9 protein-coding genes are annotated in these 16,579 nt (G+C 69.4%); 5 read left to right on the forward strand and 4 right to left on the reverse strand.

The features are described 5' to 3' along the window. Window positions 1-117 precede the first annotated feature (117 nt). The 4 genes from GQ464_RS02470 (at window position 118) to GQ464_RS02485 (ending at window position 5,419) form a co-directional block, all read left to right on the forward strand. On the forward strand, window positions 118-3,261 hold the full coding sequence (locus GQ464_RS02470) for a WD40/YVTN/BNR-like repeat-containing protein (RefSeq protein WP_166978190.1): 3,144 nt from the start codon (window positions 118-120) through the stop codon (window positions 3,259-3,261). Between the two features lie 332 nt (window positions 3,262-3,593). After that, on the forward strand, window positions 3,594-4,526 hold the full coding sequence (locus GQ464_RS02475; protein WP_166978188.1) for an SPOR domain-containing protein: 933 nt from the start codon (window positions 3,594-3,596) through the stop codon (window positions 4,524-4,526). A gap of 86 nt (window positions 4,527-4,612) precedes the next feature. Beyond that, window positions 4,613-5,074, forward strand: a complete 462-nt coding sequence (locus tag GQ464_RS02480; RefSeq protein ID WP_166978186.1) for a MerC domain-containing protein — start codon at window positions 4,613-4,615, stop codon at window positions 5,072-5,074. Between the two features lie 6 nt (window positions 5,075-5,080). After that, complete coding sequence (locus GQ464_RS02485; protein ID WP_166978184.1) at window positions 5,081-5,419, forward strand: ribbon-helix-helix domain-containing protein; 339 nt, start codon at window positions 5,081-5,083, stop codon at window positions 5,417-5,419. A 21-nt stretch (window positions 5,420-5,440) separates the two neighbouring features. Here GQ464_RS02485 and GQ464_RS02490 read toward each other — a convergent pair whose 3' ends face one another. Together GQ464_RS02490 and GQ464_RS02495 are read right to left on the reverse strand one after the other, a co-directional pair. Then, window positions 5,441-6,967 carry a M20/M25/M40 family metallo-hydrolase gene (locus GQ464_RS02490; RefSeq protein WP_166978182.1) on the reverse strand — a complete coding sequence of 509 codons (1,527 nt, stop codon included), beginning with the start codon at window positions 6,965-6,967 and terminating at the stop codon, window positions 5,441-5,443. 227 nt (window positions 6,968-7,194) lie between these two features. Next, entirely contained in the window at window positions 7,195-8,436 is a 1,242-nt protein-coding gene (locus tag GQ464_RS02495) for a S8 family serine peptidase (RefSeq protein ID WP_166978180.1), read from the reverse strand. A 380-nt stretch (window positions 8,437-8,816) separates the two neighbouring features. On the opposite strand from GQ464_RS02495, the gene GQ464_RS02500 reads away from it, so the two are divergent. Continuing rightward, window positions 8,817-13,502: a two-component regulator propeller domain-containing protein gene (locus tag GQ464_RS02500; protein WP_166978178.1), complete on the forward strand. Its 4,686-nt coding sequence runs from the start codon at window positions 8,817-8,819 to the stop codon at window positions 13,500-13,502. Window positions 13,503-13,536: 34 nt separating this feature from the next. Here the strand turns inward: GQ464_RS02500 and GQ464_RS02505 are convergent, their stop codons facing one another. Next, entirely contained in the window at window positions 13,537-14,793 is a 1,257-nt protein-coding gene (locus GQ464_RS02505) for a hypothetical protein (protein ID WP_166978176.1), read from the reverse strand. Between the two features lie 145 nt (window positions 14,794-14,938). Then, on the reverse strand, window positions 14,939-16,561 hold the full coding sequence (locus GQ464_RS02510) for a hydantoinase B/oxoprolinase family protein (protein WP_166978174.1): 1,623 nt from the start codon (window positions 16,559-16,561) through the stop codon (window positions 14,939-14,941). Between the last annotated feature and the right edge of the window lie 18 nt (window positions 16,562-16,579).

A 16,579-nucleotide genomic window follows, 5' to 3' on the forward strand; every position in this document is an offset into this window, starting at 1 on the left:
CCCCCCCGGCCTTTTGCCTTTGTCCGTGCCACGCCGGATTTTGGCCCCGGCGCGTCTTTGCCCGGCGCAGCCGGGCGCGCTGTGTCCTTCCCCACCCGTTCATCCCGCTTGTCCGCCATGATCGCTCCTCGACTGCCGCTCCGCATCCTGCCGGTCCTGTTCCTGCTGTTCCCCACCGCCATCCATGCCCAGGACGACGTACCCGTTGACCCGAAGCGGCTCGAGGCGATGGAATGGCGCAACATCGGCCCGTTCCGGGGCGGGCGCGTCACGGCCGTCGCCGGCGTGGCCGCCGACCCCATGACCTACTACATGGGCGCCACCGGCGGGGGCGTCTGGAAGACCACCGACGGCGGCACCACCTGGAAGAACGTCTCCGACGGCTTCTTCAAGACCGGCTCCGTGGGCGCGGTGGCCGTGGCGCCGTCCGACCCCAACGTCGTCTATGTGGGGATGGGCGAGGCTCCCATCCGCGGCGTCATGACCAGCCACGGCGACGGCGTCTACCGCTCCACCGACGCCGGGCGCACGTGGACCCACCTGGGCCTGGAAAAGACCGAGCACATCGCGAAAGTCATCGTCCACCCCGGCGACCCGGACGTGGTGTACGTGGCGGCGCAGGGCAACGCCTGGCGGCCCACCCCCGAGCGCGGCATCTACCGCTCCACCGACGGCGGCCGCACGTGGGAGCGGGTGCTCTTCGTGGACGAGGGCACCGGCGCCAGCGACCTGAGCATGGACGCCACCAACCCGCGCATCCTCTACGCCGCCTTCTGGACCCACCGCCGCTACCCCTGGCAGGTGGTCAGCGGCGGGGACGGCAGCGGGCTCTTCAAGAGCACCGACGGCGGCGACACGTGGGAGCGCCTGCGCGAGGGCCTGCCCGAACGGATGGGCAAGACCGCCGTGACCGTCTCCCCCGCCAACCCGGACCGCGTCTGGGCCCTCATCGAAGCCGAAGACGGCGGGCTCTTCCGCTCCGACGACGCCGGCAAGACGTGGACCCGCGTCAACAAGGAGCGTGTGCTGCGCGCCCGCGCCTGGTACTATATCCACGTCATGGCCGACCCGCTCGACGAGGAGACGGTCTACGTGATGAACGCCCCCCTGCTCCGCTCCACCGACGGCGGCCGCACCTTCCGTCCCGTCCCCACCCCCCACGGCGACAACCACGCCCTCTGGATCAACCCGCACGACAACCGCATCCTCATCAACGGCAACGACGGCGGCGCCAACGTCTCGTTCAACGGCGGGAAGACGTGGTCCACCCAGGCCAACCAGCCGACGGCCCAGTTCTACCGCGTCATCACGGACAACCGCTTCCCCTACTACGTCTACGGCGGGCAGCAGGACAACTCGTCCGTGGCCATCGCCAGCCGCACCATGGACGCCGGCATCGGCCGGGAGGACTGGTACCCGGTGGGCGGCTGTGAGAGCGCCTTCCCCGCCTTCGACCCGGACAACCCCCGCTACGTCTATGCCGGCTGCTACCAGGGCCTCATCACCGAGTACGACACCGAGACCCGGATGACCCGTAGCGTGATGGCCTACGAGTTCCTGGGACTGGGCGAGACGCCGTCCGATATGAAGTACCGGTTCAACTGGAACGCGCCGATCGTCGTCTCGCCCCACGACCCGAACGTGATCTACCACGCGGGCAACGTGGTCCTCCGCTCCGACGACCGGGGCAACACCTGGCGCGAGATCAGCCCGGACCTGACGCGCGACGAGCCGGAGAAGCAGGGACCGGGCGGCGCCCCCATCACCAACGAGGGCGCCGGCGGCGAGGTGTACAACACCATCGCCTACCTGGCCGCCTCGCCGCACGAGCCCGGCACCCTCTGGGCCGGCACCGACGACGGGCTGGTTCACGTCACCCGCGACGAGGGCCGGACGTGGCAGAACGTCACGCCCGAGGGCCTGGGCGAGGCCCTGGTCAACGCCATCGAGGTCTCACCGCACGACCCCGCCACGGCCTACCTGGCCGTCACCCGGTACAAGTTCGGCGACTACACGCCCCACGTGTACAAGACCACCGACTACGGGCGGAGCTGGCGGCGCCTCGTCGAGGGCCTGCCGGACGGCGCCTGGGTGCGCGTGGTGCGCGAAGACCCCGGCCGCCGCGACCTGCTCTACGCCGGCACGGAGCTGGGCCTGTTCATCTCATTCGACGGCGGGCGGCGCTGGCAGCCGTTCCAGAACAACCTGCCCGTCGTCCCCATCACCGACCTGGCCGTGCACGCGGGCGACCTGGTGGCCGCCACCCAGGGCCGCGCCTTCTGGATCCTGGACGACCTCACCCCGCTCCACCAGCTCACCGCCGACGTCCTGGCGCACGACGGGCCGTTCCTCTTCCGCCCGCGCCCGGCTTACCTCACCGGCGGCGCCAACCCCGAGCAGACGGACGAGGGCCGCAACCCGCCCAACGGGGCGCTCCTGCACTACCTCCTCCCCGCCGGCGCCGACTCCTCGCTCAAGCTCGAACTCCTCGACGGCGAGGAGGTCCTGCGCACCCTTACCCCGAAGAAGACCGGCAACGCCGCGGGACTGACCGTGAAAGAAGGACTGAACCGGGTGGTGTGGGACCTGCGCCGCGACCCCGTCACGCGGGTGCCCGGGCTGTTCACCTTCGGCAGCCTCGACGGCTACCGCGTCCCGCCCGGCACGTACACCGCCCGCCTGATCGCCGGCGCCGACACGCTCGTGCAGCCCCTCGCGGTGGTGCCGGACCCGCGCCTGGAGGCGACCCCCGCCCAGTGGGCCGAGCGGGCCGCCCTGCTCGACACCCTCCGCACCACCGTCGACGCCATCCACCGGGCCGTCCTGCGGCTGCGCAAGGTGCGTGAGCAGGTGAAGGACCGGATGACCCTCACCGCCGACCACCCCGAAGCCGACACGCTCCGGGCCACCGGGCAGCGCCTCGTCGACGCCCTCGCGGCCTGGGAAGAACACCTCGTCCAGCCCCGCCAGGAGACGTTCCAGGACGTGATCAACTTCCCCAACAAGCTCAACGCCCACCTGCTCAACCTGATGAGCAAGATCGATGGCTCGCCCCCCCCGGTGACGCAGGGCATGCGGGCCCGCCTGAACGACCTGCTGGCCCGATGGGACGAACACCGGGCCACGATGCAGCGCCTCCTCGACGAAGACGTGGCCGCCTTCAACGCCCTCTTCGACGCCCTGGGCATCCCGGCCGTCATCGTTCCCGAAAGGGCCGGAGCACCCGCCTCCGCCCCGGCCGGTCCGGGCTCCCCGCCATGAGCTTTCCTGTGGCAAAATGGTCACCTGGAAAACACACGCGCCTTCGTCCGGGAGGCCCCGGCCCCGGGTCCGGAAACAACCGTCACATTTTCGTGAAACTCCTGACGTCCCCGCACCGGCACAAGCGGTGCCGTATCGCGTAGAGGCAGCGGACCGGCTTTTGCTGATACCGGGATGAACCGGTCCCCCCCGCCAGATCCCGCCGGCACGGCACCCTGTGCGGTGTGGGACGGGAAAGATTTTTCTGTGCCCGGCCGGCTTTTCCGGCGGGGCGGTCGCTCACGCGTGAAATCATCTTGAAGGATCGTACCGCAGAGGACGCAGGAGGCACCATGCGCCTGGCTTGCAGCTTTCTCCTCGTATTCCTGCTTGCCGTTCCGGCCCTGGCCCAGGTCGGCCGGATCGGGATGTCCGGAGAAACGCTCCGGCAGCAGCTCGGCCCGCCGCTGCGGGTCGTGCCCGACGAGCCGGGGGAGATGTGGTTCTACGGCGGCGAGGACCCGCACATGACCTTCGCCTACTACCTCATCGACGGGACCATCGCGGCCACGGAGGTGCTGATCACCCACCCCACCCACGAAGCCGCCGCCGAACGGGCTGCCTCGGTGGTCGAGGCGATGAAAAAAGCGGGCTGGCGTGTCACCGAACTGAACCGGAACAACTACCTCCTGCACGCGGCGTCCTCGGTCTACCGCGTCTACCTGCTGCCGGGACGGGCGGACCACGCCCTGGTGCTCTCGCACATGCGCCGTGCCGAGGTGAAGGCCCTGAACGGGCGGATGCGCGCGGACCTGCTGGCCGTCCATGCCGAGAAGGGCGAACTCAGCCCTGAGCTCGTCGCCTACCTCGCCGAGGACACCCCGGCCCCGCAGCCGCCCGTCCGCCCGGCGGCGAGCGCGGAACCCGTCTCGCCCGGCTCACGCCCGGAGCCGAACCCCTCCCCGCCGGCGCCCGCCACCGAGAAATCCGCACCACCGAAGGCGGTATCGAAAACCCTCGGGCGCTTTGCCCGGAGCGGCTACACGTGGGTCGTCGTGTCCGAATCGCGCCTGGAGAAGGCGAAGCAGATCGCCGCCTGGTGCCGCACCCAGGGATGGGAGAGCGCCGTCATCGAGGGCGAATCGAACGGCCGGCGGGTCTACCGCGTCGGAATCGGATGGTATCCCTCGCTCGAAACCCTGCAGGCCGACCGCGACAACCTGCCCGAATGGGCCCCGAAAGACGCCTGGCCCTTCCGCGTCGATCCGGCGGCCGTGCGGGACTGAAAAACAAAGTGCCGGGCACCGGGATCGCGGGCGGCATGACGACGTAGAAGGGGTGTGTATTCGATACACACCATTCCACACCTTCCATGCCCGACGCCCCCGCCTCGACCACCTCACCTCCGTTGGCCACCCTGCCGGCCCGGCCCCCTTTCTGGGATCGCCTGGGCATCGGGATCTCCGGCCTGTGCATGATCCACTGCCTGCTGCTGCCGGTGGTGCTGGCACTGGCCCCCCTCTGGCCGATGGCCGAGGAACTGCATGCCTGGCTGCACCCGGTCTTCGCGTTGCTGCTGGTACCCACCACGCTCCTGGCCCTCGTTCACGGCTACCGGCGCCACCGTAACCGCCGCATCGCCATGTGGCTCGTCGCCGGGCTCGTCATCGTCCTCGTCGCCGGGGTGCTCGGGCATGAGATGCCGGGTGCCTTCGCCGAGACGAGCATCACCGTCACGGGCAGCGTGGTGCTCATCGCCGCGCACTGGCGCAACTGGCGGGCCGGTGCCGCCTGTCGCCCGCACCCCCCGGCAACCGTTCCACCTGCCTCCTGAAACGTCATGCATCGCCTCAACTTCACCCTGGACGACGCCACGGTCCGGCTTCTCGAAAAGCTGGCACGGACCTACTACCACGGCAACAAGTCGCAGACGGTGCGGGCGGCGCTCGAGAGCCTGGCCGCCCACATCGGTCACGAGGGCTGGGTCATCGCCGGCTACACGCCCGTGGAGGTGCACGGCGACGTGGCCTGCCACACCTGCGGCGAGGAACACCACGAAGGCGAGGTGCTCTACCGGCCCGTCTTCGAGCGCGGCGAGAGCCCCCGTGCCCTGCCCCGCATCCCGGCCGAGGTCTGGCTCGACTGCCCCCGGTGCGTGGAACAGCAGCTACAGGCCTGAGCACGCCGGTGCGCCGGCCCGTCAGTCCGGCATCGTGAGCAGGGCGGCGAAGAGGTCGATGCCGTAGAAAAGGTTGGCCAGGCGGAGGTTCTCGTCCGGGGCGTGCTGGTTGTCGTCGTGGTTGGCGATGGGGACGATGACGAAGGGCTGGCCGAGCACGTCGGAGAAGAGGTAGAGGGGCAGCGACCCGCCGAGGGCGGGCACGAGCAGCGGGGCCTCGCCGGCGGCGGCCGTCACGGCCTCGACGAGCCGCGCCGTGATCGGCAGGTCCATCGGCGTGCGGGCGGCGGGATAGCCGCTCCCCCGGCGGTCCACCCGAACGATCTTCGGATAGCGCAGCCGCGTGGCGTGATCCGGCTCTTCATAGACGATGTGGTAGCCCTGCTTCCGGATGTGCGCCTCGACGAGGTCGAGCATGTGCTCCGGGTCGTTGCCCTTGACGAGGCGGATGCCCAGCGTGGCCGTGGCGGTGGCGGGGATGACGTTGCGGGCCAGCGCCCCGGTGTTGCCGCTGGCGAGGCCGCGCACGGTGAGCGAGGGCAGCATCAGCCGTTCGGCCAGCGGGGCATTGTTCGCCTCCGTCTCGGCCAGCCCCAGCTCGCGCCGCAGCGCGTCGTCGTAGTCGGGCAGGGCCGCCAGCGCCGCCCGCTCCGTCTCGCTCAGCGGCTCGACGGTGTCGTAGAAGCCGTCGATGAGGACCGTGCCGTCCTCGGCCTTCATGCTGGCGAGCAGGTGGGCCAGCCGCATACCGGGCACCGGCGCCCAGTTGCCGTAATGGCCGCTGTGGAGCGACCGCGTGGCGCCGTAGACGGTGATCTCCATCCCGGTAACGCCCCGCACCCCGAAGACGAGCTGCGGGCGGCGGCTCTGGTGGACCGGCCCGTCACAGAAAAGCCACACGTCCACGTCGGCATAGCGGTCCCCGAAACGCTCGAGGTATTCCTTCAGGTGGGGAGAGCCGCGCTCTTCCTCCCCGTCGAAGAGCAACTTGACGTTCGACGTGAGGCCGAGGCCGGCGGCCTCGAGGGCGTCGAGCGCGGCCAGGAGGGCCGCCAGCGGGGCCTTGTCGTCGCCGGCGCTGCGGGCGTAGAGGTACCACCCGGGATCCACCGGCTCGCCCGGGGCGGGCAGCGGGCGCGGCGTGCCCCCTGCCTCCATGCTGGCCGTGTAGAGCGTGGGCGTCCAGGGGCCGTGGGTCCACCGGGCCGGATCGACGGGCTGGCCGTCGTAGTGCACGTAGAGGCCCAGGGTGCGCGTGGCCCCCGGCACCCGCCGCTCGCCGTAGACCAGCGGCGGCGCCCCCGGCACCTTCAGCAGCTCCACGGTAAAGCCGCGCCGGGCGAAGGCCTCCCGCAGGTAGTCGGCGTTACGGTGGATGCCGGCCGAGTCGGTAGCGACGTTCGGGATCGACAGCAACTCGGCGAAGCCGGCCAGGATCTCGGCGGCATGGACCGTCCGGTAGGCCCGGGCCGCCTCCACGGCCGGGTGCTGGGCCCGTGCCGGAAGCAAGACCAGGCCCAGGAGCAGAAAAGCGCAACAACGTCTCATGAGGGGAACGCAAAGGATGAGCACGGATGCGCTACAAACTATCGCTTTCCCGCCGAAGGAGCAAAGCGGGCCGGCCTGCTCCCGCATGCCCCGGACGACCGCTGCCGGCACACAGAAAAAAACAGGAGAGGAGACGCATCACCGGCCTTCCGGTCGACACGCCCCCTCTCCTGTCCGACAGGCTATCTTTCGATCTCTCCGGCCGGCTCGGCGGCCGTCCGTCGTCCTCACTGGCCGACGTAGACGCTGCGCCGGGTGGTGCCGTACGGCACCCCGTCGACGATGGGACGGGCGGAGCGCACCAGCCGGCGTTCCACGGCCCGGGGCTCCAGAGAAGGATAGCGAGCCAGCAGGAGGGCCACGGCCCCGGTCACATGCGGTGCCGCGATCGAGGTGCCCGAGGTCCAGATGATGGTGTTCCCGAGCGAAAGGGTCTCGACGTCTTCCCCGGGTGCGAGCAGATCCACCACCGGCCCATAGTTGGAAAACGACGAGAACCGGCCTCCTTCCCCGTAGGCGCCGACCGTGATGGCCTCGGCCACATGTGCCGGCGTCACGGTGGAAGCATCGATGCCGGCGTTGCCGGCAGCCAGCACGTACACGACCCCTGCCTCGATCGAGGCGCGGATGGCCTCGTCCAGCCCGTTGTAGGCCGTCGTACCCACCTCGGCCCCCAAGCTCATATTGACCACCATCGGCACGGACGGCCGGGCCAGCTTGCGCTCGGTCAGGTAGTCGACGACCGCGATGATCGAGGAGAGCTCGGCCGTGCCCAGTTCGTTGAGCACGTTGAAGGCATGGATCCGCGCCCCGGGCGCCACCCCGACGATCCCGTCCCGGTCATCCACGGCGGCCGCTGCGCCGGCCACCTCGGTGCCGTGCGACCCGAGGTCCAGCCTGTCTATCAGGTTGCACGGACGCGGCGTATTGCCGTCGAACTCCAGGCATTCGACCACGTTCAGATCGCTGTGGGCGGCGCCGGTGTCGAGGATGTAGATGTCCACATCCACCTGTCCCCTGCCGTCCCCGGAGCGCGTCCAGCTCTGATCCGCCCCGATGGCCGCCATGCTCCAGGGCGTCACCTGGGTGCTGCGATACCACAACAGCCCCTCGACCAGCCCGGTCCCCAGATCCAGCGTTCCCTTGACGGTGTTGACCAGCGTCTCAATGAGTGACAGCGGGATGTCCGGCTCCACCCAGCTGATATCCGGATCGGCCAGCATGGCGGCAAGCAACCCGTCGAGCGAGTCCGGATGCACCGAGGTGGCCATCCCCGGGAACACCGTATCAAACTCGTAGCGACTGACGATCTTGTAGCGGGAGACGATCTTGTTGGCCGTCACCGTGGTGTCGCGGAAGCCGATCACGAGCCGGACCTCATCGACCAGGCCTCCCGTCTTGCCGCCGGCCCGCACCATGGCCCGATCCAGCAGGTGAAAATGACGGGTTTTTTCCGCCTGGAGCGGCACCGCAGGCTCCCCTCCTTGCCCCTGCGTCGGCAAATCGACACAGCCGGCGAGAAGCCCCGAAAGCACCAGCGCGAAAACCACCGGGCCCGATCGGCCCGGACGATGCGAAACAAGGGGGATCGACATGAGCATGCACCCGGAGCAGGTTCTTCAAATCGAAAAGGCAACAAAAGGCTTCCGGGGTATCGGCAATCTGCCCCCTTTTCTTAATAGGTCTTTTGTGAATGTTTGATGAACGAAGATGGCATACCCCTGCCCCTTCCGCCCGCTCCTCCGGCAGGCGATTTTAGCCCCTCCGCTCCTGGTCGATTAGAAGGGTATCCCTGCTGCCCCGGTGTTCCCGGTCTGTCACGAACCTGCCGAACCGCTCCGGGAGATTCATGTCCCCTCTCGTTCGACGTACGACCCTGAGCCTGCTCCTGCTGTCCGCCGGCGTGGTGACCGCCGCCGGGCAGCCGGCCGTACCGCTGCGGCTGGACCCGGCCCTTCGCCCCACGCAGTACGTCCACACGGCCTGGCAGGTCGAGGACGGGCTGCCGCAGAACTCGATCTTCACCGCCCTGCAGACGCGCGACGGGTACCTCTGGCTCGGCACCCAGGAGGGGCTGGTCCGGTTCGACGGGATGCGCTTCACGGTCTTCGACAAGGCCCACGTCGAGGCGCTGCAGAGCAACGAGATCCGCGCCCTGCTGGAAGACCGCAGTGGCGCGCTCTGGATCGGCACCAACGGCGGCGGGCTGACCCGCTACCGGGACGGCACCTTCACCACCTACACGACGGCGGACGGCCTGCCCAGCGACCTCGTGCGGGCCCTCTACGAAGACCGGCAGGGCCACCTCTGGATCGGCACGATCGACGGGGGCCTGAGCCGGTTCGACGGGACCGCCTTCACCACCTACACGACGGCGGACGGCCTGCCGGGCAACGTGGTGCTGGCGATCCTCGAAGATCCGGCAGGAGCGCTCTGGATCGGGACGGAGAACGGGCTCAGTCACTTCCACGATGGTACGTTCACACGCTACGGCGAGACGGAGGGACTGCCGGGCACCGTCGTCTGGGCCCTCCACCTCGACGCCCGGGGCGGGCTCTGGATCGGCACCACGGGCGGGGCCGCCTACCTGCACGACGGCCGGCTTGCCACGCTGACGCCGTCCGACGGCCTCTGCGGCCAGATGGTCAGCGCCTTCTACGAGGATGCGGCGGGCGCGCTCTGGATCGGCACCCTCGACGGCGGCGTCTGCCGGCGCTTCGCGGGCCGTTTCGATGTTTTCTCCACGGGCGAAGGCCTGACGCACCACCGTGTCCGTACCCTCCTCGGCGACCGCGAAGGTTCCCTCTGGATCGGCACCGAAGGCGGCGGGCTGAACCAGTTGCGTCCCGGCAAGTTCATCCCCTTCACCACCGCCGAGGGGCTCTCCAGCGACGTCGTGCTGACCGTGCTGGAGGACCGCACGGGCGCGGTCTGGATCGGCACCGAAGGCGGCGGGCTGCACCGTATCGAGGAAGACCGCATCGTCCCCGTCCCGGCCGGCAGCCCCTCGGGTCATACCGTCTACGCCCTTCACGAAGGCCGGGACGGCACGATCTGGGCCGGCACCGAAGGCGACGGCCTCTGCCGCGTACGCGACGACCGCCTCACCTGCCTCCCGAACACGCAGGGGCTACGCGGCCACAACGTCTACGCCCTGTATGAAGACCGCTCCGGCATACTCTGGGTCGGGACGGAAGAGGGGCTGCACACCTACCGCGACGGCCGCCTGGCCCCCTACACGGCCGACGTGGACCTCCGGCACAGCCTGATCACCGCCCTGTACGAAGACCGCCACGGCGCGCTCTGGGTCGGCACCTATGGCAACGGCCTGCACCGCCTCCACGCGGGAAGCCTGGCGACGTACACCACCGCTGAGGGCCTCTCCAGCGACATCGTCCTGGTCATCCAGGAAGACGCGGAGCGGCCGGACGTGCTCTGGATCGGCACGCAGGGCGGCGGGCTCTGCCGGCTGCTCACCGCACCGGGCCCCGGCGAGCGGCCGCTCGTCTGCGCCACCACCCGCGAAGGCCTCGCCAACGACAACGTCTTGCAACTCCTCGACGATGGCTCGGGCCACCTCTGGATCGGCTCCAACAAGGGGATCGCTCGCCTGAGCAAAGCGGCCTTCGCGGCGTTCGCCCGGGACCCCGGCGTGCCCCTGGCTCCGGTCGTCTACGACCGGGCCGACGGCCTCAAGAGCGCCGAGGCGAACGGGGGCACCCAGCCGGCCGCCTGGCGCGCCCGCGACGGAAAGCTCTGGTTTGCAACCATGAAGGGGGTGGTCCGGCTCGATCCCGCCCGCATCCCCGTCAACCGCGTCCCGCCGCCGGTGGTGATCGAAGAGGTGGTCGTCGCCGGGCGGCCGCTGCCCCTGTCCGGCACGCCGGAGCTGCCGCCGGGCCGCAAGGACTTCACCTTCCGCTACACCGCCCTGAGCTTCGCCGCCCCCAGCGACGTCCGCTTCCGGTACCGGCTCGACGGCTACAACGACGACTGGGTCGAGGCCGGCCCCCGGCGGGAGGCCTACTACACCAACCTGCCGCCCGGCACCTATACCTTCCGCCTCGAGGCCCGCAACGCCGACGGGGTCCGGAACGAGACCGGCCCCACGTTCACCTTCCGCGTACGGCCCCACTTCTACCAGACCCCCTGGTTCCTCCTCCTGGCGACGCTCGGGCTCGGGCTGCTGGTCGCGGGCGGCTACCAGCTGCGCGTGCGTCACCTGAAGACCCGCGAACGCGAGCTCGTCCGGCGCGTCGAGGAGCAGACCCGGGCCCTGCGGGAAGAAAAGAACCGCACCGAGGCCGCGCTCCACCAGACGGAGATCGCCCGCCGGGAGGCCGAAGCGCAACGCGCACGCGCCGAACAGGCCCGGGCCGTCATCGAGGAACAGGCCGAACGGCTCCGCGAGCTGGACGAGCTCAAGACGCGCTTCTTCAACAACATCTCCCACGAGTTCCGCACCCCGCTGACGCTCATTGTCGGCCCGCTGGAAAACCTCCTGGGCCGGTTTCACGGCCGGCTCGACGCGGCGCTGGAGGAACAACTCGCCCTCGTCCTGCGCAACGCCCGGCGGCTGCTGCGGCTCATCAACCAGTTGCTCGATATCTCCCGGCTCGAATCCGGCAGGATGACCCTGCACGCGCGCCCGCGCAACGTGGTCTCGTTCCTGGAAGAAGTGGTGACCTCGTTCGCCTCCCTGGCCCGGGAGCGTGGCATCGCGCTGTCCTTCGAGGCGGCCCGGGACGACCTGACCCTCTACTACGATGCCGACAAGCTGGAGAAGGTCTGCTTCAACCTGCTGTCGAACGCGCTGAAGTTCACCCCGGCGGGCGGGCAGGTGGCCGTGAGCGTCACGGACGTCGCGGCGGGCGATGCACCGCCGTACGTGGAGATCCGGGTGCGGGACACCGGACCGGGCATCCCACCGCACGAGCTGCCGCACCTGTTCGACCGCTTCCACCAGGTCGAAGGCATCGTCTCGTCGGTGCAGGAAGGCTCCGGCATCGGCCTGGCGCTGGCCCGCGAGCTCGTCGAACTGCACGGCGGCACCATCCTCGTCGAGAGCACCGTCGGGCAGGGCACTGCGTTCATCGTCCGCCTGCTGCAGGGCCGGGACCACCTGACACCCGACCAGATCGCCGACGGGGACGACCCTCCGGAGGTTGAGCCGGCCTTCCATGTGGAGGAACCCCGGGAAGCCATGCCCGCCGAAGCGGACGCCCCCGAGCGCCTCGCCGCCGGCGCGACCGGCCCGGAGGGCGCACCGACGATCCTGGTCGTCGACGACAACCGGGACATCCGGGCCTACCTGCGCAGCTGCCTGCTCCCGGCCTACCGGGTCGCCGAAGCCGTCGACGGCGCCGACGCGCTGGAGCGCCTGCCCGCCGTCGCGCCCGACCTGATCCTCTGCGACGTGATGATGCCCCGCATGGACGGCTATGCGTTCCTCCGCCACGTCAAGGAAAGCCCCGACTTCCGGCACCTCCCCGTCATCCTGCTGACGGCCAAAGCCGCCACGGACTGGAAGATCGCGGGCCTCGAACACGGGGCCGACGACTACGTGGCCAAGCCGTTCAACGCCCGCGAGCTCCTGGCCCGGATCGACAACCTGCTCCGGCTGCGCCGGCAGGAAAAAGAGCTCAAGCGCCTGAACGAAAACCTCGAACAGCAGGTGCAGGAACAGCTCGAACTGATCCTGTCCGAACGCCGCCGCTACGAAGCCGAGCTGATCGCAGCCCGCGACCGGGCCGAGGCGTCTTCGCGCCTCAAGTCCGCCATCCTGAACAACATGAGCCACGAGTTCCGCACGCCCATCAGCGGCATTCTGGGCATCACCCAGATCCTGGAACACGAGGTCAGCGAGGAGCACCGGGAGTTCATCGAACTGATCGCGCGGAGCGGCCACCGCCTGCTCGACACGCTGAGCGCCGTCCTCGACTTCTCGCAGCTGGAATCCGACGGCTTCGTGCTCCAACCGGAGCCGGTGGACCTGACTGGCGCGGCCGCGGAGGCCCTCGCCGCGTTCGAGGCCGCGGCCCGGAAGAAAGGGCTCACGCTCCGGCTCGATCCCCCGGAGGAACCCGTTCGGGGGCTGCTGGACGCGCGGGCCCTCCAGCGCATCTTTCACCACGTGTTCGGCAATGCCGTCAAGTTCACCGACACCGGAGAGGTGGTGGCCCGCACCGGCCGCGACGGGAGCCGCCTGTACCTCGAGGTGCGGGACACGGGCCCCGGCATCGACCCGGCCTTCATGCCCCACCTGTTCGAGCCGTTCCGGCAGGCGTCGACGGGACTGGCCCGCACGCACGAGGGAAGCGGCCTCGGCCTGGCCATCACGGCGCGCCTGGTCCGGCTCATGGGCGGCGAGATCCGCGTCGACAGCCGGCCGGGCGAGGGCACCACGGTCACCGTCTTTCTACCAGCTGCACCGCCCACCTCGCACCCCACGGCACCCGACCGGGCCGGCACCGGGACGCCGGACGCCCCCGCTGCAAGGTCCTCCCGGCCGGCGCACGGTCATCCTACCCCCTGACGTTCGCCCCGCTCGAAAAGCGGCCACAGGCCTCTCAACCGGCCTGCTTCAACGTTTCCGGCCCGGTCTTCCCCTTTCCGTCGCGAATCTCGAGGGCCTCGTACTCCACGGCCGAGACGTACTGTCCCTGGCGAATCCGGTCCTCGGTATGCAGCCGGTAATACCGGTCGGCATTGCTGATGAAGCGTTCGATCTTCTCGCGATGGAAGCGATAGAAGAAGGTCTCGCCGAAGCTCTGGTCGAGCCGTTCCATGGTGCGGGTGAGGCTTCCGAAGGAGGGGTTGTGCCCGAGCCGGGCTTCGCCGTCCTCGATGACCCGGGTCTCCTCCGTAAAGTAAGCCGACACGATCTGATTGGAGATGGCGATACAATAGATGCGCGCGAGGTTGCTCCGGTTCGGATATCCCGGCGGGGGGCCGCTGCGGTAGCGCACCAGTTCGAGCAACTCCCCGGCGTCGATGCCGAGTTCGGCCAGGGGCTCGCAGATCTGCACCCCTTCGAGAATACCCAGATGGGCCAGCACTTCGACCGTCGCATCGTTGATGCCTTCGTAGATCTTCCCCGGATAGTAGTCCTCGTCGTCGTTGAAGAGCGCCCCGAAATGCTGGACGAGGCACGCCAGCCCGACCGTATAGATGAGCTGGTCCGAGGCCCCCGGATGGATCTGCTGGATGAGCGTGATGGCGAGGCTGGCGGCGCGTGTGCTGTCGGTGAGGATCATCCGCCCCCGGGGCGTCATCAGGTGCGGCGTGAGAAAGAGGCTGATCCCTTCGAGGGTCATGATGCGGTTGACGATCTCCTCGAGGTACCGCTTGTGCAGGTGCGAGTTGACCTGGCCGTACCACGAGGTCTTCATCGTGGCCGGATCGAAGAAGATCGAGCGGGCGATGTGCACCATGAAGACGTTGCGCACCGCCTGGTCGTAGTAGCGCAGGAACTCCCGCGGCTCTCCTTCGGAGGCGATCACGATCGGGCCGTAGTGCCGGCACCGGTCGTTGCGCCGGTCGTTGACCATCTTCTCGATCAGAAACGGAAAAGCCTTTTCGGTCGCCTCGCCGGCCGTGCAAACCAGCTTGAGTCCCTTCTCCCCGCCGGTCTCGCCCTGCAGGACGTGGACGTCTTTGGCGAGCGTGGTACGCCCGAGCGGAAACGCCTTCTTTTTGAGGTGGCTCATGAGGCGTGCCACCACCTGGTCGGTTGCTTCCTCTTCCCGTCCCAGGTCGAGCGTATCGAGGTGAAAACGCAGGAAATGCTCGAACGTGGGGTGGGTATATACGGGGGCGTCCTTCATCTGACCACTGCGTTCGGGCCTGCGGCCGGCGGCGCTCCGGTCCCTGTCCCGGACCGGTAAGCCATCCTTCTCACCCGGCGCGGCCTGCCCGTTTCTACTACCATCTTCCTCTGTATCGGCCGTTTCGCCTGTCGTTCAAGCGACGTCAAGAAATGGGCATTTTTCCCGCGGTATCGTTTTCCGGCGGGCCGTACCCGCCGCCACCGGGCGTCTCGATGACGAGCCGGTCGCCCGCCTGGAGGCGGCGGGTAAACTTCGAGGGCAACACCTCTTCGCGCCCGTCGGCGTGGACGAGGACATTGCGGCCCGGGGCGCCGGCTTCGCCGCCGGCCAGCCCCCACGGTCCGGTGTCCCGGCGTTCGCTGAGCACGGTGACGGTCGCGGGGGCGAGCAGTTCGTAGGCCCGCACCAGCCCGTCGCCTCCCCGGTGACGGCCGCGCCCGCCGCTGCCGGTGCGCAGGGCATAGCGCACGATGCGGAAAGGAAAGGCCAGTTCCAGGGCTTCCACCGGCGTGTTGCGCGTGTTCGTCATGTGCACGTGCACACCGCTGAGCCCGTCGGCATCCGGGGCGGCCCCCATCCCTCCGCCGATGGTTTCGTAATAGGTGAAGGGCCGGCCATCGGAGCGCAGGCCGCCGATGGTGAGGTTGTTCATTGTGCCCTGCGAGGCGGCGGGGATGCGCCCGGGCAGCGCCTGCGCCAGCGCCCCGAGCACCACGTCCACGATGCGCTGCGACGTCTCGACGTTGCCGCCGGCCACGGCGGCGGGGGGGCGGGCGTTCACCAGGCACCCTTCCGGTGCCGTCACGGTCACCGGGGCGAAGCACCCGGCATTGACCGGCACGTCCGGCACGCCGGGATCGCCGTCGCCGGCCAGGCACCGCACGACGTAGTAACAGGCGGACTGCGTGATGCTCAGCACGGCGTTGAAGGAGCGGTCCACGGCGCCGGCGGTACCGGTGAAGTCGAACGTCACGTGGTCTCCCCGGATACGGGCACAGACGCGGATCGGGATGCGGCGGGCCTCGCCGTCGTCGTCGAGGACGAGGTGGTCTTCGAACGTGTAGGCCCCGTCGGGCCAGGTCGCAACGGCGGCCCGCACGAGCCGGGCGCTGTAGGCCTGCAGGTGCCGGGCATAGGCACAGACCTCCCCGGCGCCGTGCCGTGCCACGAGCTCGCGCAGCCGTCGTTCGCCCACGGTGTGCGCGGCCCGCTGCGCGGCCAGGTCGCCCCGTCGCTCCTCCGGGGTGCGCACGTTCCGGAGCAGAACCCGCAGCAGGTCTTCATTGAGCACGCCCCCCCGATAGAGCTTCACCGGCGGCAGGATCAGCCCTTCCTGATACAGCTCGGTCGAGAGCGGGAGCGAACCCGGCGTCATCCCGCCGACGTCGGCATGGTGGGCGCGGCTGGCCACGAAGAAACGCGGCGCCGCATCGGCCGCGTCGAGGAAGACCGGGGACACCATCGTAACGTCGGGCAGGTGGGTACCGCCCTCGTAGGGGTCGTTGAAGACCACCACGTCGCCCGGCGTCCAGTCCGGAAAAGCCGCGCGCGCGGCCGCCACCCCGGCCGGCATCGCCCCCAGGTGGACGGGGATGTGGGCCGCCTGCGCCACCAGCCGCCCCTCCCCGTCGAAAACGGCACAGGAGAAATCCAGTCGCTCCTTGATGTTGGGCGAATAGCTCGTCCGTTGCAGCGTCACGCCCATCTCCTCGGCGACACCCGCAAACCGATGCCGGTAGAGCTCGATCTTGATCGGATCAATCATGGGATGCCGGTTTTTTGC

This window comes from Rhodocaloribacter litoris, from assembly GCF_011682235.2.
GTDB lineage: Bacteria > Bacteroidota > Rhodothermia > Rhodothermales > ISCAR-4553 > Rhodocaloribacter > Rhodocaloribacter litoris.

What these genes read in the sequence shown, in the direction of transcription:
- GQ464_RS02470 (WP_166978190.1), top strand. Translation starts at nt 118, where the DNA reads ATGATCGCTCCTCGACTGCCGCTCCGCATCCTGCCGGTCCTGTTCCTG.
- GQ464_RS02475 (WP_166978188.1), top strand. Translation starts at nt 3,594, where the DNA reads ATGCGCCTGGCTTGCAGCTTTCTCCTCGTATTCCTGCTTGCCGTTCCG.
- GQ464_RS02480 (WP_166978186.1), top strand. Translation starts at nt 4,613, where the DNA reads ATGCCCGACGCCCCCGCCTCGACCACCTCACCTCCGTTGGCCACCCTG.
- GQ464_RS02485 (WP_166978184.1), top strand. Translation starts at nt 5,081, where the DNA reads ATGCATCGCCTCAACTTCACCCTGGACGACGCCACGGTCCGGCTTCTC.
- GQ464_RS02490 (WP_166978182.1), bottom strand. Translation starts at nt 6,967, where the DNA reads ATGAGACGTTGTTGCGCTTTTCTGCTCCTGGGCCTGGTCTTGCTTCCG.
- GQ464_RS02500 (WP_166978178.1), top strand. Translation starts at nt 8,817, where the DNA reads ATGTCCCCTCTCGTTCGACGTACGACCCTGAGCCTGCTCCTGCTGTCC.
- GQ464_RS02505 (WP_166978176.1), bottom strand. Translation starts at nt 14,793, where the DNA reads ATGAAGGACGCCCCCGTATATACCCACCCCACGTTCGAGCATTTCCTG.
- GQ464_RS02510 (WP_166978174.1), bottom strand. Translation starts at nt 16,561, where the DNA reads ATGATTGATCCGATCAAGATCGAGCTCTACCGGCATCGGTTTGCGGGT.